General features: G+C 74.9%; 16 protein-coding genes. 6 read left to right on the forward strand and 10 right to left on the reverse strand.

The genetic code is table 11. The annotated features are described in order from the left end of the window. Nucleotides 1-124: 124 nt before the first annotated feature. The gene (locus tag ACFO4E_RS20585; protein WP_378577206.1) at nucleotides 125-970 is read left to right on the forward strand and encodes a PAC2 family protein; all 846 of its coding nucleotides are present in this window, start codon (nucleotides 125-127) and stop codon (nucleotides 968-970) included. Between the two features lie 119 nt (nucleotides 971-1089). Here the strand turns inward: ACFO4E_RS20585 and ACFO4E_RS20590 are convergent, their stop codons facing one another. The 4 genes from ACFO4E_RS20590 to ACFO4E_RS20605 form a co-directional block, all read right to left on the reverse strand. After that, complete coding sequence (locus ACFO4E_RS20590) at nucleotides 1090-1509, reverse strand: ABATE domain-containing protein (protein WP_378577208.1); 420 nt, start codon at nucleotides 1507-1509, stop codon at nucleotides 1090-1092. Between the two features lie 99 nt (nucleotides 1510-1608). Continuing rightward, entirely contained in the window at nucleotides 1609-2838 is a 1230-nt protein-coding gene (gene mshC / locus ACFO4E_RS20595) for a cysteine--1-D-myo-inosityl 2-amino-2-deoxy-alpha-D-glucopyranoside ligase (protein WP_378577210.1), read from the reverse strand. A 101-nt stretch (nucleotides 2839-2939) separates the two neighbouring features. Then, complete coding sequence (locus ACFO4E_RS20600; RefSeq protein ID WP_378577212.1) at nucleotides 2940-3173, reverse strand: hypothetical protein; 234 nt, start codon at nucleotides 3171-3173, stop codon at nucleotides 2940-2942. Nucleotides 3174-3262: 89 nt separating this feature from the next. Continuing rightward, nucleotides 3263-4084: an NRDE family protein gene (locus ACFO4E_RS20605; RefSeq protein ID WP_378577214.1), complete on the reverse strand. Its 822-nt coding sequence runs from the start codon at nucleotides 4082-4084 to the stop codon at nucleotides 3263-3265. 166 nt (nucleotides 4085-4250) lie between these two features. On the opposite strand from ACFO4E_RS20605, the gene ACFO4E_RS20610 reads away from it, so the two are divergent. Further along, nucleotides 4251-6710 (forward strand): HAD-IC family P-type ATPase, encoded by a 2460-nt coding sequence (locus ACFO4E_RS20610; RefSeq protein ID WP_378577273.1) that lies wholly within the window; start codon nucleotides 4251-4253, stop codon nucleotides 6708-6710. A 19-nt stretch (nucleotides 6711-6729) separates the two neighbouring features. Here the strand turns inward: ACFO4E_RS20610 and ACFO4E_RS20615 are convergent, their stop codons facing one another. From ACFO4E_RS20615 to ACFO4E_RS20630, 4 genes are read right to left on the reverse strand one after another with little or no spacing between them, the layout of a single operon-like run. Next, nucleotides 6730-7473: an SCO1664 family protein gene (locus ACFO4E_RS20615; protein ID WP_378577216.1), complete on the reverse strand. Its 744-nt coding sequence runs from the start codon at nucleotides 7471-7473 to the stop codon at nucleotides 6730-6732. Between the two features lie 26 nt (nucleotides 7474-7499). Next, nucleotides 7500-8078, reverse strand: a complete 579-nt coding sequence (locus tag ACFO4E_RS20620) for a DUF3090 family protein (protein WP_378577217.1) — start codon at nucleotides 8076-8078, stop codon at nucleotides 7500-7502. Nucleotides 8079-8122: 44 nt separating this feature from the next. Beyond that, nucleotides 8123-8854, reverse strand: a complete 732-nt coding sequence (locus tag ACFO4E_RS20625; protein WP_378577219.1) for an MSMEG_4193 family putative phosphomutase — start codon at nucleotides 8852-8854, stop codon at nucleotides 8123-8125. A 10-nt stretch (nucleotides 8855-8864) separates the two neighbouring features. Continuing rightward, nucleotides 8865-10007, reverse strand: coding sequence for an undecaprenyl-diphosphate phosphatase (locus tag ACFO4E_RS20630; protein WP_378577221.1), 1143 nt, complete (start codon nucleotides 10005-10007; stop codon nucleotides 8865-8867). Between the two features lie 410 nt (nucleotides 10008-10417). On the opposite strand from ACFO4E_RS20630, the gene ACFO4E_RS20635 reads away from it, so the two are divergent. The 4 genes from ACFO4E_RS20635 (at nucleotide 10418) to ACFO4E_RS20650 (ending at nucleotide 15566) form a co-directional block, all read left to right on the forward strand. Further along, nucleotides 10418-11371, forward strand: a complete 954-nt coding sequence (locus tag ACFO4E_RS20635) for an aldo/keto reductase (RefSeq protein ID WP_378577223.1) — start codon at nucleotides 10418-10420, stop codon at nucleotides 11369-11371. A gap of 133 nt (nucleotides 11372-11504) precedes the next feature. Continuing rightward, complete coding sequence (locus ACFO4E_RS20640; protein WP_378577225.1) at nucleotides 11505-13364, forward strand: helix-hairpin-helix domain-containing protein; 1860 nt, start codon at nucleotides 11505-11507, stop codon at nucleotides 13362-13364. 280 nt (nucleotides 13365-13644) lie between these two features. Then, nucleotides 13645-15258 carry an acyl-CoA carboxylase subunit beta gene (locus ACFO4E_RS20645; protein ID WP_378577227.1) on the forward strand — a complete coding sequence of 538 codons (1614 nt, stop codon included), beginning with the start codon at nucleotides 13645-13647 and terminating at the stop codon, nucleotides 15256-15258. 59 nt (nucleotides 15259-15317) lie between these two features. Beyond that, complete coding sequence (locus ACFO4E_RS20650) at nucleotides 15318-15566, forward strand: acyl-CoA carboxylase epsilon subunit (protein WP_378577229.1); 249 nt, start codon at nucleotides 15318-15320, stop codon at nucleotides 15564-15566. A gap of 24 nt (nucleotides 15567-15590) precedes the next feature. Here the strand turns inward: ACFO4E_RS20650 and ACFO4E_RS20655 are convergent, their stop codons facing one another. Next, complete coding sequence (locus ACFO4E_RS20655; RefSeq protein ID WP_378577231.1) at nucleotides 15591-16409, reverse strand: AfsR/SARP family transcriptional regulator; 819 nt, start codon at nucleotides 16407-16409, stop codon at nucleotides 15591-15593. A gap of 291 nt (nucleotides 16410-16700) precedes the next feature. Further along, the gene (locus ACFO4E_RS20660; protein WP_378577232.1) at nucleotides 16701-18281 is read right to left on the reverse strand and encodes an MFS transporter; all 1581 of its coding nucleotides are present in this window, start codon (nucleotides 18279-18281) and stop codon (nucleotides 16701-16703) included. Between the last annotated feature and the right edge of the window lie 24 nt (nucleotides 18282-18305).

Raw genomic sequence — 18305 nt, forward strand, 5'->3', positions numbered from 1 at the left:
CGGCGGGTGACCCGTCGCGGCGTCGCGGCGCGGGAGGGCCCCGGGCGCGTGCGGCGCGTGCCCGTGGACGAGCAATCGACCGGGCCGCCGCAGCCACGGCGCCCGGAATGTGAGGAGGCGGCCGGTGCCTGAGCTCGACAGCGTTCCCGAGCTCGTCGAGCCCGTCATGGTGGCCGCGTTCGAAGGCTGGAACGACGCCGGCGAGGCCGCGAGTGCGGTCGTCGAGCATCTGTCCTCGGTCTGGGACGCCGACGAGCTGCTCTCTCTGGAGCCCGACGACTACTACGACTTCCAGGTCTCGCGCCCGCGCGTGACGATCGTCGACGGCGAGCACCGGGGCGTGACCTGGCCCAGCACCCGGGTGTCCATCGCCCGCCCGGCGGGCGCGCGCTCCGATGTGGTGCTGGTCAGCGGGTCCGAGCCGAACATGCGGTGGCGCGGGTTCGCCGGCGACCTCCTGGCGGTCGCCCGCGAGCTGGGCGTGCGCCGCGTGGTCCTGATGGGCGCCCTGCTGGCCGACTCCCCGCACACCCGGCCGGTGCCGGTCACCGGCGTGACCAGCCCCGGGGAGCTGGGGCGGGCGCTGCACCTGGAGCCCACCTCCTACGACGGCCCCAGCGGCATCGTGGGGGCCGTGCACGACGTGTTCTCGTCGGCCGGCCTGGAGGTGGTGTCCCTCTGGGCGGCCATCCCGCACTATGTGGCGCAGCCGCCGTGCCCCAAGGCCACCCTGGCGCTGCTGCGCAGGGTCGAGGACGTCCTCGACCTCACGGTGCCGATGGGCGACCTGCCCGAGGAGGCCCGCGCCTGGGAGCACGGGGTCGACGAACTCGCCTCCGAGGACGACGACATCGCCGGCTACGTCCGCAGCCTGGAGGAGGCCAAGGACGCCGCCGAGCTGCCCGAGGCCACCGGCGAGGCCATCGCCCGGGAGTTCGAGCGCTACCTCAAGCGCCGCAGGCGCGGCTAGGGCGCACCGGGCGGCCGCGCACCGGCGACACGCCCGGGCGTCGCGCGGCCCCCGGCGAATCCTCCGGGCGGGCCCCGCTGCCGGCCTCCGGCGGCGGGGCCCGTGCGCGCCGGGCGGTCCTAGAGGCCGATCCGCCGCCATTCCCCGGTGGCCAGCACGGTGGCCCAGGCGCCGGCGAGCCTGGCCAGCCCGCGCCGCACTTCGTCGACCACAGCGGGCGCCAGGACCGAGAACGCGGCGTCCTCCGGCGGCTCCAGCCGGACGGTGACCCGCAGGCCGTCCAGGACGCGCTGGCCGCGCGCCAGCGCCTCGGGGTCGCCGGGCTGGCCGGCGGCGCGGCGCAGGAAGGCCCGCATGCCGTCGCGCAGCGCGATCGCCTCGTCGAAATCGGCGAGGGTGATGGGGATGGCGCCGTCGGTCGCGAGCCGGTGCTCGCGCAGGAACCGCGCGAGGTCGGCGCGGTCGCCGAGGGAGTCGCCGGTGGCCACGAAGGCCCGCACCAGCGCGGCGGCGGCGCTCTGTTCGATGGGGGTGGTCATAGTGCATATCCCACCACGGAACGCGACCCGCCGCGCACGTTCGCCGCACCCGCGACCACATTCGGCCTCGGGGCGGCGGCGGGGGGCCGGGAGGCGGGGCTAGAGGGCGACGCCCAGCAGGGTGTCGGCGATGTCGCGCACCAGGGCGGGGGCGGCGGGGTCGCCGGCGCCGTCCGACGCGTGCGCCCGGACCGCCCAGTCGTCGATCGCGGCCGCCGCCGCGGCGGTGTCGAGGTCGTCGGCCAGAGCGGCGCGGACCCCCGCGAGCACGGGCAGGGCGTCGGGCCCGGCGGGCAGCGCGACGGCGGCGCGCCAGCGCGCCAGGCGCTCCTGCGCCCCGGCGAGCAGGGTGTCGGTCCAGTCCCAGGCGGTGCGGTAGTGGCGGGTGAGCATCGCCAGGCGGATGGCCATGGGGTCGACCCCGCGCTCGCGCAGCGCGGAGACGAACACCAGGTTCCCGCGCGACTTCGACATCTTCTCGCCGTCGAGTCCGACCATGGCGACGTGCACGTAGCCCTGCGCGTGCGGGCCGGTCCCGGCGACACTGCGGGCCTCGGCGGCGCCCATCTCGTGGTGGGGGAAGACGAGGTCGTCGCCGCCCCCATTGAGGTCGAAGCCCATGCCCAGCTCGTTCAGCGAGATCGCGCTGCACTCGACGTGCCAGCCCGGCCGGCCGCGGCCCAGCGGGGAGTCCCAGGCGGGCTCGCCCGGGCGCTCGGCGCGCCACAGCAGCCAGTCGAGGGGGTCCTTCTTGCCCGGCCGGCCGGGGTCCCCGCCGCGCTCGGCGAACAGCTCCAGCATGGTGTCGCGGTCGAGGCCGCCGACCTCGCCGAAGCGGGGGGCGGACTGGGCGGCGAAGTAGATGTCGCCGTCGAGGTCGTAGGCGGCGCCGCTCTGGCGGATCCGGTCCACGAAGGAGGCGATGAGGTCGATGGACTCCACGACCCCGACATAGGCGCGCGGCGGCAGGATGCGCAGCGCCGCCATGTCCTCGCGGAAGACCTGGATCTCGCGTTCGGCCAGCGCCCGCCAGTCCTCGCCGTTGGCCTGCGCGCGCTCCAGCAGGGGGTCGTCGACGTCGGTGGTGTTCTGGACGTAGTCGACGTCGTGGCCGGCGTCGCGCCACACGCGCCCGACCAGGTCGAAGGTCAGGTAGGTGAAGGCGTGGCCGAGGTGGGCGGCATCGTAGGGGGTGATCCCGCAGACGTACATCCGCGCCGTCGGCCCGGGGTTCGTCGTGCGCAGGGCGCCGGTGACGGTGTCGTGGACGCGGAGCGGGCCGCCGTTTCCGGGCAGGCGGACGATGTCGGGCGCAGGCCATGAACGCATGATCCGAGACTATCGGCCGGACTTTCGGCGGGACAGCCCCGGCCCGCTGTCCGGCCGCGAGAGGAATCTCCCGGCGCGAACGGGAATTACCGGCGTGCAGGTCAGCCGGTGGGTCCGGCCCGCCCCTGCCCGCTCCGGTGGGCGCTCATGATGGACCGGACGGCGAGGACCACGGCGAGCGCGCACAGCACCGCCAGGGCCTCGTTGCCGGCGCGCCAGTGCACCACCGCCGCGGCGACGGACACCACGTAGAGCAGCCAGTAGGCGCCCTGATCCAGGCACCAGGCCCGGAGGGCGAGCCCGCTGCCGGCGTCGCGGCGTCGTGGTCCGGTCATGGCGATGGCGTCCGCGCTCCCTCTTCGTCCCCTGCGCCGAATAGGACGTCTGCCATGGTCAAGCGGTTTACCCGGGAGGAAAACAGCGCCTACAGCACCATGCGCCACGCCCCCTCGACACCCGGGGCGGCGGTGAAGGCGTAGCGCAGCACCTCGCGGTCGCAGGCGATGAGGGTCATGGAGGAGGTCGCCCACAGCAGCCCGCCGCCGAGGTCGACGCGGGCCATGAGCGCTGAGGGGTCGCCGGATTCGGCGCGGGGTCCGTCGACGCGCGGCCGGCCCGCGCCGGCGGAGTCGAGCAGCCGCAGCCAGCCGCCCCAGATCTCGGCGGGGCCGGTGGCGCCGCGCAGCGTCGCGCGCGCGATGGCGGGGCGCTCGCGGGCGAACACGGGGGTGTGCCGGACCACCCGGGGGTCGGCGTCGTCGAGCCCGGAGTTGACGATGACGGTCACACCGGGGGCGAGCCGGCGATCGGTGAAGTCGCGGCCGTCCCAGCCGTAGACGCGCGCGGAGCCGGCGTCGGCCGCCAGCAGGTGGAACGGCTCGTAGTGGCGCAGCTCCGCCGGGCCCGGGCCGAGCGCTCCGGTCGCGGCCGCCCCCAGCGGCAGGCCGCCGCGGCTGATGCGCTCCTCCCCCGGATCGACGGTGGTGCCCATGGGCGCCACCCCGGCGTGGGGGTGGCCGTTGAGGACCGCGCCGACGCGCGGCAGCGGCGCCCCGCTGCCGGGGGCGGGCGCCGCGGCCAGCCAGGTGCCGCCCGCGCGCTCGTCGAGCCCGCCGACCAGCCCGGGGCGGTCGCTCCAGTGCCGCCCGGGCCACCGCCACGGCCGGTCCAGCAGCTCGTCGCGGATTGCGGCCACCACGAGCGGCACATCGGCCCCGGGGTCGAAGCCGACGATCACGGTGCACATGCGCGCCTCCTCGGATACAGCCGACAACGTGCGTCCACCGCCGCGGGTTCCCGCCGGGTCCCCTAAGCTTCAGGTCTGCCGGGCCCCGCGCCCGGACCTCCCACCCCGAACCCTGGAGCGTGATGTGACCGCGCACGGAGACCGACACGGGCGGGCCGCGCCGCTCATGGACGACGTCCGCGGGCTGTCCGCGGCCGAGGTCGCGGAGCGCGTGGCGGCCGGCCGCACCAACGACGTGCCCGTGCGGGCGAGCCGCGGCGTCGGCCAGATCATCCGCGGCAACCTGCTGACCCGGATCAACGCGATGATCGCCGTGCTGTTCGCGATCATCGCGGTGATCGGCCCCGTGCAGGACGGCCTGTTCGCCCTCGTCATCGTGTTCAACACGCTGATCGGCATCGTGCAGGAGCTGCGGGCCAAGCGCACCCTGGACCGGCTGGCGATCGTCAACGCCGCGCGCCCGAGGGTGCTGCGCGACGGCGCCACGGCCGAGGTCACGTCGCAGGACATCGTCCTCGACGACGTGATCGAGCTGGCTCAGGGCGAGCAGGTGGTGGTCGACGGCGACGTGGTGGCGGCCACCGCGCTGGAGATCGACGAGTCGCTGCTCACCGGCGAGTCCGACCCGGTGGTCAAGCTCCCCGGCGACCGGGTGATGTCCGGGAGCTTCGTCGTGGCCGGCAGCGGGCGCTTCCGCGCCACCAAGGTCGGCCGGCACGCGTATGCGGCCCGGCTGGCCGAGGAGGCGAGCCGCTTCTCCCTGGTCCACTCCGAGCTGCGTTCGGGCGTCGACCGGATCCTGCGGTTCATCACCTGGGCGCTGTTCCCGGTGGGCGGGCTGCTCATCTTCAGCCAGCTCGTCCTGGGCGGGCACGTCACCATCGACGAGACCGTCGCCGGCGGCCAGGTCTCAGGGCCCCTCGCCGACGCGCTGCGCGGGATGGTGGCGGCCCTGGTGTCGATGGTGCCCGAGGGCCTGGTGCTGCTGATCAGCATCGCGTTCGCCGTGGGCGTGATCCGGCTGGGGCGGCGCGACTGCCTGGTCCAGGAGCTGCCGGCGATCGAGGGCCTGGCGCGCGTGGACATCGTGTGCACCGACAAGACCGGGACCCTGACCGAGAACGGGATGCGCCTCGCCGAGATCCGCGACCTCGGCGGCGGCACCGGCTCCGCGGACGCCGACGGCCCGGCCGCGGTCCTCGCCGCCCTCGCCGCGGCCGACACCAGCCCCAACGCGAGCATGGCCGCCATCGCCGAGGCGGCGGGCCCGGCCCCCGCGTGGGAGCCGGTGGCCGTGGCCGCGTTCTCCTCGGCGCGCAAGTGGAGCGGGGCGAGCTTCGCGACCCCGGCCGGGGAGCGCCACTGGGTGCTGGGGGCCGCCGACGTGCTGGCGGCCGACACCCCCGAGGCGGCCGAGGCCGAGCGCATCGGCGCCCAGGGGCACCGCGTGCTGCTGCTGGCCCGCGCGGCCGGCCGGGTGGACGCCCCCGGTGCGCCGGGTCCGCTCACCCCCGTGTCGCTGGTGGTCCTGGACCAGCGGGTGCGCACCGACGCCGCGGCGACCCTCGACTACTTCGCCGACCAGGGCGTCGAGGTCAAGATCGTGTCCGGCGACAACGCCGCCGCCGTGGGCGCGGTCGGCCGCGAACTGCGCCTGCCGGGCGCGGACTCCCCCACGGACGCCCGCGCGCTGCCCGAGGCCCCCGAGGAGCTCGCCGACGAGGTCGAGAAGGCCACCGTGTTCGGCCGGGTCGCCCCCGAGCGCAAGCGCGACATGGTCACCGGACTGCGCAGGCGCGGCCACACCGTCGCCATGACCGGCGACGGCGTCAACGACGTACTGGCGCTGAAGGAGTCCGACATCGGCGTGGCCATGGGCTCGGGCAGCGCCGCGTCGCGGTCGGTGGCCCAGATCGTGCTGCTGGACGACCGCTTCGCCTCGCTGCCGGCCGTTGTGGCCGAGGGGCGGCGGGTGATCGGCAACATCGAGCGCGTCGCCAACCTGTTCCTGACCAAGACGGTCTACTCGATGACGATGGCGACCGTCGTCGGCGTGCTCGCCGTCGCCTACCCGTTCTTCCCCCGGCACGCCACGCTGATCAACGCGGTCACGTTCGGCATCCCGTCGTTCTTCCTCGCCCTGGCGCCCAACAACGAGCGCGCCCGGCCCGGGTTCGTGGGCCGCACGCTGCGGCTGGCGGTGCCCGCCGGGCTGATCAGCGGGCTGGCGGCGATCACCACCTACCTGCTGGTGCTCGACGGGGCGACCACGCCGGAGCTCACCGACCGGACCGCGGTGGTGGTCACCCTGTGCGCGACCACGCTGTGGGTCCTGCTGCTGGTCGCCAAGCCCTATGTGTGGTGGAAGGTGGCCATGGTCGGGGCCATGGTGGGGCTGCTGCTGACCGCGATGCTGACCCCGGTGGGCCGCGCGTTCTTCGCGCTCGACATCAGCGACCCGGCCAAGCTGACCACGGCCCTGGCCGTCGCGGGCGTGGCCGCCACGCTCATCACGATCGTGCGGATCTGCGACGACCTCATCGCCCGCCGCGTCCGGGAACGGCGGGAGCTCCGCGAGCGGGAGGCCGCGCCGCCCGTGCCCAGCGACGCCGGCGCCGCCGTCTGACCCGGCGGGGTCGGCGAGGTCAGACGGGCGGCCAGGGGATGGCGGGCCAGTCGGGCGAGGGGTAGGGGTGGACCCGGTGCTCGCGCAGCAGGTCCACCCGGCGGCGCACGGCGTAGACCTCGGGCTCGGTGAGGTGGCGGCGCAGCTCGGCCGACAGCGGGGAGTCGGCCCGTTCGAGCCGCTCGTGCACGGTGTCCAGGGCGGCCAGCGCGCCGGGCTGGAGGGGCTCGCCCTGCCACTGCCACAGGACGGTGCGCAGCTTGTAGTCCTCGGCGAAGGCCACCCCGTGGTCGCACCCGTAGAGGTGGCCGTCGGGGGTGGGCAGCAGGTGGCCGATCTTGCGGTCGGAGTTGTTGATGACGGCGTCGAACACCGCCATGCGGCGCAGCCCCTCGTGGCCGCGGTCCCGGGACAGGCCGATCAGGTCCACCCGGTCGTCGCCGTCGATCCACAGCTGGACCATGCCCTCGCCGAAGGGGCCGTCGCGGTGGACGGTGGGCGGGACCACGCCCCAGCCGAGCGCCTCGGACACCGCGAAGGCGGCGACCTCGCGCCCGGCGAGCGTGCCGTCGGGGAAGTCCCATAGCGGGCGCTCCCCCGCGACGGGCTTGTACACGCAGGCCGCTTCGGTGCCCCCGGAGCTCACGGTGCAGTACAGGGTCGCGTTCGAGGCGTCGGCGAGCCGCCCGGCGACCGCGAGTGCGCCGGTCCGCAGCAGCTCCATGGCGTCCGTCGAGGACAGCCGTTCGAACGACGCGGTCATGCCGTCCCGGTCCCCTTCCGTGTGGTTCAGATCCCGCCCGGCTTGTACCCGTTCTGCCGGGGACAGATGTGCCCGGCCGGGTCGAGCGGCTGCCCGCACAGCGGGCAGTTGGGGCGCCCGGCGGCGACGACCTTCATCGCGCGGCCGGCGAAGGCGCGCGCGGCGGCGGGGGTGAGGTGCACGCGCAGGACGTCGCGGGTCTCGGGGGCGTCCTCGGCGAAGACCTCGACCTGCTCGTCCGGTGCGGTGCCGTCGTCGGCCTCCTCGACCTGCTGGGCCTCGATGATGACGCGCGCGGAGTCGGCGTCCCAGGCCAGTGCGAGGGTGCCGACGCGGAAGTCCTCCTCGATGGGCTGGAGCAGCGGGCCGTCGTCGATCTCCTCGGACCCCGGGGCGGTGTCGCCGGGCTGGTCGCCGAAGCGGCGCCGCACCTCCTCCAGCAGCTCCTCGATGCGTTCGGCGAGCGCCGACACCTGGGCCTTCTCCAGCACCACGCTGGTGATGCGGCCCTCGCCGCTGGCCTGGAGGAAGAACGTGCGGTCGCCGGGCTGGCCGACGGTGCCGGCCACGAAGCGCTCGGGAGGGTCGTATTGGAAGACGGGCATGGGAAGAACCCTAGAGGATCGCGCTCACCCTCGCGATTCGCCGGTCAGGGGCGCGCCGCCGCACCGCCCGCGCCGCCGCCCACGGCGGCGTCGCCGGACGCGTCGGCGGGTGACGGCACGAGGTCGGCCACCGCGCCCCCGGTGTCGTTGAGGCGCACGACGAAGGGCCGGGTGCGGGTGTAGCGGATGGCGGTGAGCGAGCAGGGGTCGGCCTGGATCCGCTGGAACTGGTCGAGGTGGAGGCCGAGGGCGTCGGCGACGACGGCCTTGATGACATCGCCGTGGCTGACGACGGCGTAGACGGGTGCCGGGTGCGCTCCGGTGAGCCGGTCGTTCCAGTCGCGGACGGCGGCCACGGCGCGCTGCGCCATGGCGGCGAGGCCCTCCCCGCCGGGGAAGACGGCGGCGCTGGGGTGGGTCTGGACGACGCGCCACAGGGGTTCGGCGGCGAGGTCGGCCAGGGTGCGGCCGGTCCAGTCGCCGTAGTCGCACTCGCTGAAGCGGTGGTCGGTGGTGATCTCGCGCCCCTCTGCCGCGCCGGCCAGGGCCTGCGCGGTCTCCTGGCAGCGCTCCAGCGGGCTGGCGACCAGGGCGGTGAGGGGGACGGCGGCCAGCCGCCGGGCGAGCGCATCGGCCTGGCCGCGCCCGCGGTCGTCGAGGTGCAGACCGGGGCGGCGGCCGGCCAGGGTGCTCCCGGTCAGCTCGGTGAGCCCGTGGCGGATGAGCAGGAGCGTGGCGACCGGTTCGGGAGGCGGCTGATGCGCTGGGGTGCCCATGGTGGGCACCCTAACCGTTCCCGGCCGCCGGCTGCTCCTCCTGCGCCCGGTCCCGGGGGTCGTAGGTCTGCCCGGTGAGGGGGTCGATCGGCAGGCCGGACTGGGGGTCGATGTCGACGTCCATGCCGGTCCGCGGGTCGCGGTGGATGCCGGTGTCGGGGTTGCGCGGCAATCCGTTGTCGGGGTTGACGGGCCACCCCGTGGCGGGGTCGATGCTCGGCTCCGGCGAGGGGTCGGGTGACGGGCTGGGCTCGGCGGAGGGCTCCGGCGAGGGCTCGGTCTCCTCCTCGGTGACGACCGGGTCGTCGGCGGTGGTCGTGGACTCGGAGCCGCCCCGCGGGTCCAGCACGCCGAAGCTGACCAGGGTGAGGATCAGGATGCCCAGCGCGATCCGGTAGTAGACGAACGGCATGAAGCTGTTGGTCTGGATGAAGCGCATGAACCAGGCGATGACGGCGTAGCCGACCACGAAGGCCACGACGGTGCCGACGATGGTGGCGGTCCAGCCGGCGTATTCCTCGCCGCCGATGTCGGTGAGCTGGTAGGCGCCGGAGGCGAACACCGCCGGCATGGCCAGCAGGAAGGCGTACTCGGCGGCGTCCTTGCGCTTGAAGCCCAGGAGCATCCCGCCGGTGACGGTGGCGCCGGAGCGCGACACGCCCGGGATCAGCGCCAGCGCCTGGAAGAAGCCGAAGATGATGCCGCGCTGGGCGGTGAGGTCGTCGATCTCGCGGTGCTTGCGCGTGTAGCGGTCGACCAGGCCGAGGATGACGCCGAAGACGATCAGGGTCAGCGCGATGAGCCGGAGGTCGCGGAAGACCGAGCCGATCTGCTCCTCCAGCAGCAGCCCGATCACGCCGATGGGGATGGTGCCGATGATGAGGTACCAGCCCATGCGGGAGTCGATGCTGCGGCGCGCTTCCTTGTCGACGAAGCCGCGGCACCAGGTCGTGATGATCCGCCAGACCTTCTCCCGGAAGTAGATCAGCACCGCGAGCTCGGTGCCGAGCTGGCTGACCGCGGTGAACGCCGCGCCCGGATCGGGCCAGCCGAAGAAGGCTGAGAGCACCCGCAGGTGGCCGCTGGACGAGATCGGCAGAAATTCCGTCAACCCCTGGATCAGTCCAAGGATGATGGCCTCAAGGATGGACACGGCGGGCGTTGCTCCTGGCTGGTCGGGTTCTGTCGCGGGGCGCCGACGCCCGGGTTCGCGGTCCGGCGGCGAGGATGCGACGGGCACGGCTGGGGGGACGTTTCGCCCGCACCCGGCGCGGAAGGCGCACGGCCCCGGCAGTGGGGCGGCCGCTGCGGCCCCGGCGGACGAACGGCGGACCGGGTGGTCCACGCGAACGCGTACCGGTCGACGTGCAGGGGGCGGACTCCGGCAGCTTACTGTGAACCGGGCAGTCGCAGTAGCCGGGGGGTTGTGGCCGAAAAGCCGTAATCCGTAGGGCATTCAAGATCGAAACATCCCTGACCCGGGCATTCACGACTTTTTTCCCTCATCGGTTTCCACGGTGCGTGCCACCGACTCCGACACTGTTACGCGGTACTCTCCGCGCCATGGAACAGCGACAGGTCGGCGGGTCGGGGCTCTGGGTGGGGCGCACTGCGCTGGGCACCATGACCTGGGGCAAGGACACCTCGGAAGAGGAGGCCGGCGATCAGCTCACCGCCTTTGTGGACGCCGGTGGAACGCTCGTCGACACGGCCGATATCTACGGCAACGGGCAGAGCGAGCGCATCGTCGGACGCCTGGTGAACGGGGTGATCCGCCGCGACGATGTGATCATCGCCACCAAGGCCGGGCACACCCCCGAGGGCTACCGCCCCGGCGACCTGTCGCGGCGCCACCTGCTCGGCGCGCTGGACGCCTCCCTGCGCCGGCTGCGGTGCGACCACGTCGACCTGTGGCAGTTACACCTCTACGACCCCCGCACGCCCGTCGAGGAGACCCTCGCCGCCGTCGACACCGCGATCGCGTCGGGCCGCGTGCGCTACGTGGGGGTCGGCGACGTCGCGGCCTGGCACCTCGCCAAATACGCCACCTGGCAGCGCGCCGCAACGGGACGCTCCCCGGTGGTCTCGGCCGGGACGGAGTACTCGCTGCTCAACCGCGCGGCAGAACGCGACCTGCTGCCCGCCGCCGCCGACCTCGGCGCCTCCGTGATCGCATGGTCGCCGCTGGGCCGGGGCGTACTCAGCGCAAAGTACCGCACCGGTGTCCCGGGGGATTCCCGCGCGGCGCTGCCGCACATGGCGTCCTACGTCGAGCCCTACCTGCGCGACCGCAGCCGGCGGATCGTGGAGTCGGTGTGCACCGCCGCCGAAGGGCTCGGAGTGTCCCCGCTGGCCGTCGCGCTGAGCTGGGCCCGCGACCGCCAGGGCGTCGCCGCGGCGGCCGTCGGTCCGCGAACCGCCGCCCAGCTGGAGGAGGTCCTCGCGACGGAGGGGATCGAACTCCCCCGCGAAATCCGCGACGCGCTCAACGACGCCTCCACCCCGCCCACCCGCTGACGGGCACACGCCCCCGGGTTCCCCCCGCCCGTTCGAGCCGCCCCCGCATTTCCCCGCGCGTGTGTCGCTAAGCTCCCTTGGGCGGTCACCGACGACCGCAGCGACGACCACCGTCACAGGAGGGGCAGCCGCCATGGCCGACGCGCCGATCCCGCAGGCCGCGACCGACGGAGGCGCGCCCTCTGCGCCCGGCGGCGGGGCCGTCGGGCGCACGCGGGCCGTCCTCGCCGCCATGGGCGCCCCCGAAGCACTCGCCGGGCCCCTGGTCGCGGCGCTCGGCCCCGCTGCGGACACCGTGCTGTCGGACGACCCCTGGCGCCTGCTGGCCCTGCCGCAGATCACCCCGGAGCAGGCCGACTACTGCGCCCGCACGGCGCTGGGCCAGGCCGCCTCCATCGACGATCCGCGCCGCGGGCGGGCGCTCGTGGCGCACCTGCTGCGCCGTGCGGCCCGCGACGGCCACACCGCGATCGAGGAGCGCCGGCTCACAGCGGCCCTGCGCTCCGCGCGGGTGTCCGCCCCCGCCCCGGCTCTGGAGGCGGCCCTGGAGGACGGCGGCGTCGTGGTGTACGAGGCGGTCGAGGAACCCGACGACGACTTCGGGTTCGACGACGGCGAGGCCCCGGAGATGCCCGACCCCGACCGCTACTACGCGCTGGCCCGCATGGGCCGCGCCGAGCAGGCTCTCGGCGCCGGCATCAGCCGCCTCACCGCCGCCAGCGAGCCGATCATGGACGCCTACACCGCCGCCGAGACCGTCGAGGCCGCCGCCCGGCGCCTCGGCGCCGAGGTCGCGCCCGAGACCGCGGCGGCGCTGGTGGCCGTCTCCCTGCGCGGGGTGTGCGTACTGACGCACGGCGGCGGCGCGCGGACCGCCGTCGCCCATGTGGTGGCGTGCGCCGAGGCGATCGCCACCGACAGCGAGGTCGGCATCGCCGTCGCCGCGCCCACCGCGCAGGCGGCCGCCGCTCTCAACGAGGCGATCGCGGCGCTGGGCGGGGACGGCGAGCGCAGCGGGGACGATGAGACCGGCGCGGACGGCCGGGTCCGCGCGGTGCCGCTGGCCCGGCTGCTGGAGTGCCGCGCGCCCGGGGACTTCGCCCGCACCGCCGAGAACCCGATCGAGGCGGGGCTGGTGGTGGTGGCCGGCGCGATGGCCCTGGACGCCGAACACGCGGCGGCGCTGGCCGGCGCCTGCGCCAACGGCACCCACCTGGTGCTGCTGGCCGACCCGGCGCAGGCCCCTTCTGCCGCCCCCGGACAGGTGGTGGCCGACCTCGTGGCCTCGCGGACGGTCACCGTCGCCGCGCTGCCCGACGACCCCGGACCCAGCCCGCTGGCGCGGCTGACCGCCATGGTCGCCGACGGCGAGCTGGGCGCGGTCGAGGCGCCCGGCAGGGAGGTCGTGACGGTCCCCGCGGGATCCGCGGCCGAGGCCGCGCACCGGACCGTCCAGCTCGTCACCGATTCCATCCCGCGCGCCGTCGGGATCCCCGCCGACCAGGTGCAGATCATCTCCGCGACGCGCGGGGGCGAGGCCGGGACCGACGCCCTCAACGCCGCCTGCAAGCAGCGGTTCAACCCGGGGCCGGGGGCCGTGGCCGGGCTGGACCCCGGCGACCGGGTGCTCATCGCCGCCGACGGCCCGGGCCACTGCGCGGGCGACACCGGGCGGCTGACCGCCGTGGGCGCCGACGGCGCCCGGGTGGAGCTGGCCGATGGTTCCGTCGCCACCGTCGCCGACCCGGCGGTGCTGCGCCCGGGGTGGGCGATCACGGTCGCCGCCGCCCACGGCGGGCGCTGGCCCGCGGTGGTGGCGGTGTTCCCGCCCGAGACGCGCGGGTCGCGGCCCCAGGTCTACACCGCCGTCGGCACCGCGCTGCGGCACCTCTCGATCGTGCACGCCGCGGGACTGGCCCTGGCACAGGCCGTCCGCGACACCCCCGCGATCACCCGCCGCACCCGCCTGGTCCAGGCCCTGCGCGAGAGCTGAGTACGGCGCCCCCGGGGATGGGGGCGGGTACTCAGGCACGGCCGCGGCGTCCGGGTGCCGGATCGCGTGCATGGGAGGCGCGAGCGAACACGCCGAGAGAGATCGCGGCGGACCCTGACGGCCGTCACCCTTCCGGTCCTGGGCGCCGGCCCCGTGCTCTGACGGCCGGAGGCCGTCAGAGCTTTTCGGTGGCTTTGATGTCCGTTTCACGGGGCGGCCCGACCATGGTGGCGGAGGCAGGTCCCGCAGGGGGAAACGACGTCGAAGAGGAGCCCGGCCCATGACGGCGACGGACGAGACACGAGCACCCGGGTCCGCTCCGGGGACGGCGCCCGCGCGCGTTCCCACGCTCGCGGAGCGGACCCAGGCGCTGCGGGACCTGAAGGCGGCGGTGGCCGCCGGCCCGAGCGAGCGCGCGACCGAGCAGCAGCACGCGCGGGGCAAGCTGACCGCCTACGAGCGTATCGGGCTGCTGCTGGACAAGGGCTCCTTCACCGAGATCGAGGGCCTGCGCCGGCACCGCGCGACCGGGTTCGGCCTGGAGGCCAAGCGGCCCCACACCGACGGCGTCGTGACCGGCTGGGGCACGGTCGACGGGCGGACGGTCTTCGTCTACGCGCACGACTTCCGGATCTTCGGCGGCGCCCTCGGCGAGGCGCACGCCGCCAAGATCCACAAGATCATGGACCTCGCCGCCGCCGCGGGCGCGCCGCTGGTCAGCCTGAACGACGGGGCGGGCGCGCGGATCCAGGAGGGCGTCACGGCGCTCGCGGGGTACGGCGGGATCTTCACCCGCAATGTCCGCACCTCAGGGGTGATCCCGCAGATCAGCGTGATGCTGGGCCCGTGCGCCGGCGGCGCCGCCTACTCCCCCGCGCTGACCGACTTCGTCTTCATGGTGCACAAGACCTCGCAGATGTTCATCACCGGCCCCGATGTGGTCGAGGCGGTCACCGGCGAGAAGATCACCCACGACGACCTGGGCGGCGCGCGGGTGCACGCCGGCGTGAGCGGCGTCGCGGCGTTCGACTTCGACAACGAGGAGGACTGCCTCGCCGAGGTCCGCTACCTGCTGTCCTACCTGCCCGCCAACAACCAGGAGCTGCCCCCTCCGGTGCCCACGGCCGACCCGGCCGACCGGCGCTCCGAACGGCTGGTGGACCTGGTCCCCAGCGAGCCCGGGCGCCCCTACGACATGCGCGCGGTCATCGAGGAGATCGTCGACGACGGCGAGTTCCTGGAGGTGCAGGCGTCGTGGGCGGCCAACCTCATCTGCGCGCTGGCCCGGATCGACGGCGCCGTGGTCGGCATCGTCGCCAACCAGCCGATGTCGCTGGCCGGCGTGCTCGACATCGACGCCTCCGACAAGGGGGCCCGGTTCGTCAACACGTGCGACGCGTTCAACATCCCGCTGGTCACCCTGGTGGACGTGCCGGGCTTCCTGCCCGGCGCCGACCAGGAGCACAACGGCATCATCCGGCACGGCGCCAAGCTGCTCTACGCCTACTGCCAGGCGACGGTGCCGCGCATCCAGGTGATCCTGCGCAAGGCCTACGGCGGGGCCTACATCGTGATGGACTCCCGGTCCATCGGAGCCGACCTGTCGCTGGCCTGGCCGGGCAACGAGATCGCGGTGATGGGCGCCGAAGGGGCGGCCAACGTGGTGTTCCGCCGGGAGATCGCCGCCGCCGAGGACCCCGAGGCGCGCCGCGCGGAGCTGGTGGACGCCTACCGCGACGAGCTGATGCACCCGTTCTACGCCGCCGAGCGCGGCCTGGTGGACGACGTCATCGACCCCGCGGAGACGCGGTCGGTGCTCGCGCGTTCGCTGGCGGCGCTGCGCCGCAAGGAGTCCGCGGCCCCCTACCGCAAGCACGGCAACCCGCCCATGTGACACCGAGGTGAGGAGGTGCGGTCCCCTCCCGCGTACGGCGGGCGGGGACCGCGATCGACATGTCCCAGCAGACGCACGCGGCCCCCGCCACCGGGCCCGAGACCCTGTCCCTGTTCGAGGTGCGGCGCGGTACGCCCGCCGCGGCCGAGCTCGCCGCGGCCGTGGTGGTGCTGGCGTCGGTGCTGCGCACCCGCGAGGGGGCGGACGCCGGTGCCGCCCCCTCTGCGCCGCGGGCGCCGTGGACCCGGTCCGCGACCTACCGCCCCCCGGGATCCTGGCGCGTGCCCGGCTCCTCGCGGGCGGGCTGACCCGCGGCGCGGCCGAACGGGGCGTCAGGGCGCGGCGGTCAGGACCCCGCGCCGGGCGCCCCGTTCGGCCGCGCGGGGCTCGTCCTCGGCGAGGACGCGGTGCTGGAGCGCGCGGAGTTCCGCCGAGGGAGCGACGCCCAGCTCCTCGTCGAGGACCGCGCGCACCTCCAGGAAGGCCACCAGCGCGTCGGCGCGCCGCCCCGACAGGTGCAGCGCCTCGATCAGGCGCGCGTGGAACCACTCGTTGAGCGGGTGGGCGGCGACGAGGTCGCGCAGCTCGGGAACGAGGGAGCGGTGCTCGCCCAGGCGCATGCGCGCTTCGACGCGCTGCTCGACGGCCTGGATGCGCAGCTCCTCCAGCCGCCGGACGTGGCCCCGGAGCAGCCGGCCGGTCGCGACGTTCTCCAGCGGGCGGCCCTGCCAGGTGCGCAGGGCGGCGAGGCCGGCGTCGGCGGCCTCGCGGTTGCGGCCGTCGGCCAGGAGGCGCCGGCCGCTGTCGACCAGCCGGGTGAAGACCTCGGTGTCGACGCGGTCGGGGTCGAGGGCGGCGGTGTAGCCGGGCGGGCGGGTGGCCAGTACCTCGTCGGCGCCGGCGCCCGCGTGGCCGGCCAGGAAGCGGCGCAGGTGGTAGACGTGGGTCCGCACGGTGCTGACGGCGTGGCGCGGGGGTTCGCGCTCCCACAGCTCGTCGATCAGCGTCTCGACGTCGACCACGTGGCCGCGGTTGAGCAGCAGCAGTGACAGCAGCGCGTTGACCTTGGGGCCCTTGAGCGGGCGGCTGGCGCCGTCGGCGGTGGTGACCTGCACCGGGCCGAGCAGCGAGAACCGGACGGTCTGCGACATCGTTGCGTCTCCCCTGGTTGAGCCGTTCCGCCGGGGCGGTCCGGCGCGTGTACCCATCTCACCCCGGCGGCCCGCGCGTGCGCCAGACTCCCAAAGACGTGCTGTGCTGCCTCGAAAGAGGCAGAACCTCCGCCGGTGGCCCCGCCCCCGCGGAGACGGGAACACGCGCTGTTCCGCCTCCAAAGAGGCAGCGCCTCCGCCGGCGACACCGCCGCCCCGCGAACAGGAACACGCGCCGCCCTGCCTCCAAGAGGCAGAGCGGCGGTGTCGGACGGTGCGGTCGGGGGCGGGTCAGCCCTCCACGAGCGCGCCCGGGCGCTCGCCGGGGGCGGCGCCCTCCTCCGGTGCCTCCTCGGCGTCGGCGGGCGGGGCGCCGCCCATGAGCACGCCGACCGCGACGGCGCCCACGAGGGAGAGCGCGGCCAGCGCCCACAGGCCCACGTGCAGCGCGTCGGTGTAGGCGGCTCCGGCGACGGTGCCGAAGCCGTCGCGCAGGGCGGCGGGGACGGCGGCCACGGCGCCGTCCATGTCGCCTTGGAGCAGGCGGGCGGTGGCTCCCTGCGCTGCGTCGCCGGCGGTCTCCGCCAGCCGCGCCTGGGTCACCGCGGCGAGCAGGGAGCCGAGCAGGGCCACGGCGATGGCCTCGCCGGCCAGGCGCATGGTGTTGAAGATGCCGGCCGCCATCCCGGCGCGGGAGGGCGCGACCGAGGACACGGCGGCGCCGTCGAGGATGGCGAGCGAGATGCCGAAGCCGATGCCGATGGTCAGCAGCGGGCCGGCCAGCGTGGCGATACCCACACCGGGCTCGATGACGGTCAGCCAGGCGGTGCCGGCGGCGACCAGGAGCATGGTCGCCACGAGCAGGACGCGCTGGCCGACGCGGGCGGCGATGGCGCCGATGAGCGTGGGGACGACCAGCGTGGGGCCGGTCAGCAGCACGAGCAGCAGCCCGGCGTACTGGGCGGTGACGCCGTCGACCGCCATGAAGTAGGGCGGCAGGACGATGAGCAGCGCGACGAAGCCGAAGGCGAGCAGCACCGGCATCGCGCAGATGGCGACGAACCGCGGCTGGGTGAACAGGGAGACGTCGAACATCGGGTGGCTCTTGCGGCGCTCGACGACGGTGAAGAGGGTCATCAGCACGGCGAAGGCGACCAGCGACCCGATGACCACCGGGCTCGTCCAGCCCAGTTCCGGTCCCTGGACGAGGCCGAAGACGAAGAGCGACAGGCCCGCGGTGAAGGTGACCGCGCCGGCCCAGTCGATGCCGGCGGGGTTGGGGTCGCGCGACTCGGCGAGCAGCGGCGCGGCGAGCAGGGCGGGCAGCACGACGACCGCGGCGAAGAGGAAGAACCCGCGCCAGCCGCCGAGGGAGGTGACGAGCACGCCGGCCACGAGCGGCCCGAAGGCCAGTCCCATGCCGATGGCGGTGCCGAAGAACGCGAACGCCCGCAGGCGCGCGGGGCCCTCGAAGGTCTGGGCGAGGACGGCGCTGCCGCCCGTGGTCGCCGCGGCGGCGCCGATTCCGGCCAGGACGCGGGCGCCGATGAGCACGGCGATGTTGGGGGCGAAGGACGCCACGAGCATGGCGGCGGTGAAGAGCGCGACGCCGATCATGAACATGCGCCGCCGGCCGGTGAGGTCGGCGAGCGATCCGGTGATCGCCATGAAGGAGCCGAAGGTCAGGAAGAAGGCGTTGACCACCCACTGGGCGGCGGCCAGGCCGGTCTGGAGTTCGCGGCCGATGTCGGGCAGTGCTACGGAGGCACCGGTCGCGGTCACCGGCACGAGCACGATCGCGGCGCACACGACGATCAGTGTCAGGGCCGGCCTGGTGCGGCGCTCGGGCGGCGCCGTGGCGTTGGCGTTCATTTGCGAGCTCCTCGCAGTGACAAG

Origin of the sequence: Nocardiopsis mangrovi (assembly GCF_042653925.1) — a bacterium.
GTDB lineage: Bacteria > Actinomycetota > Actinomycetes > Streptosporangiales > Streptosporangiaceae > Nocardiopsis_B > Nocardiopsis_B mangrovi.

Bases quoted from the DNA above. Each gene is read 5' to 3' on its own strand.
- ACFO4E_RS20590 (WP_378577208.1), bottom strand. From the start codon at position 1,509: ATGACCACCCCCATCGAACAGAGCGCCGCCGCCGCGCTGGTGCGGGCC.
- ACFO4E_RS20650 (WP_378577229.1), top strand. From the start codon at position 15,318: ATGTCCCAGCAGACGCACGCGGCCCCCGCCACCGGGCCCGAGACCCTG.
- ACFO4E_RS20610 (WP_378577273.1), top strand. From the start codon at position 4,251: ATGGACGACGTCCGCGGGCTGTCCGCGGCCGAGGTCGCGGAGCGCGTG.
- mshC (WP_378577210.1), bottom strand. From the start codon at position 2,838: ATGCGTTCATGGCCTGCGCCCGACATCGTCCGCCTGCCCGGAAACGGC.
- ACFO4E_RS20620 (WP_378577217.1), bottom strand. From the start codon at position 8,078: ATGCCCGTCTTCCAATACGACCCTCCCGAGCGCTTCGTGGCCGGCACC.
- ACFO4E_RS20655 (WP_378577231.1), bottom strand. From the start codon at position 16,409: ATGTCGCAGACCGTCCGGTTCTCGCTGCTCGGCCCGGTGCAGGTCACC.
- ACFO4E_RS20625 (WP_378577219.1), bottom strand. From the start codon at position 8,854: ATGGGCACCCCAGCGCATCAGCCGCCTCCCGAACCGGTCGCCACGCTC.
- ACFO4E_RS20635 (WP_378577223.1), top strand. From the start codon at position 10,418: ATGGAACAGCGACAGGTCGGCGGGTCGGGGCTCTGGGTGGGGCGCACT.
- ACFO4E_RS20660 (WP_378577232.1), bottom strand. From the start codon at position 18,281: ATGAACGCCAACGCCACGGCGCCGCCCGAGCGCCGCACCAGGCCGGCC.
- ACFO4E_RS20645 (WP_378577227.1), top strand. From the start codon at position 13,645: ATGACGGCGACGGACGAGACACGAGCACCCGGGTCCGCTCCGGGGACG.
- ACFO4E_RS20605 (WP_378577214.1), bottom strand. From the start codon at position 4,084: ATGTGCACCGTGATCGTCGGCTTCGACCCCGGGGCCGATGTGCCGCTC.
- ACFO4E_RS20615 (WP_378577216.1), bottom strand. From the start codon at position 7,473: ATGACCGCGTCGTTCGAACGGCTGTCCTCGACGGACGCCATGGAGCTG.
- ACFO4E_RS20640 (WP_378577225.1), top strand. From the start codon at position 11,505: ATGGCCGACGCGCCGATCCCGCAGGCCGCGACCGACGGAGGCGCGCCC.
- ACFO4E_RS20600 (WP_378577212.1), bottom strand. From the start codon at position 3,173: ATGACCGGACCACGACGCCGCGACGCCGGCAGCGGGCTCGCCCTCCGG.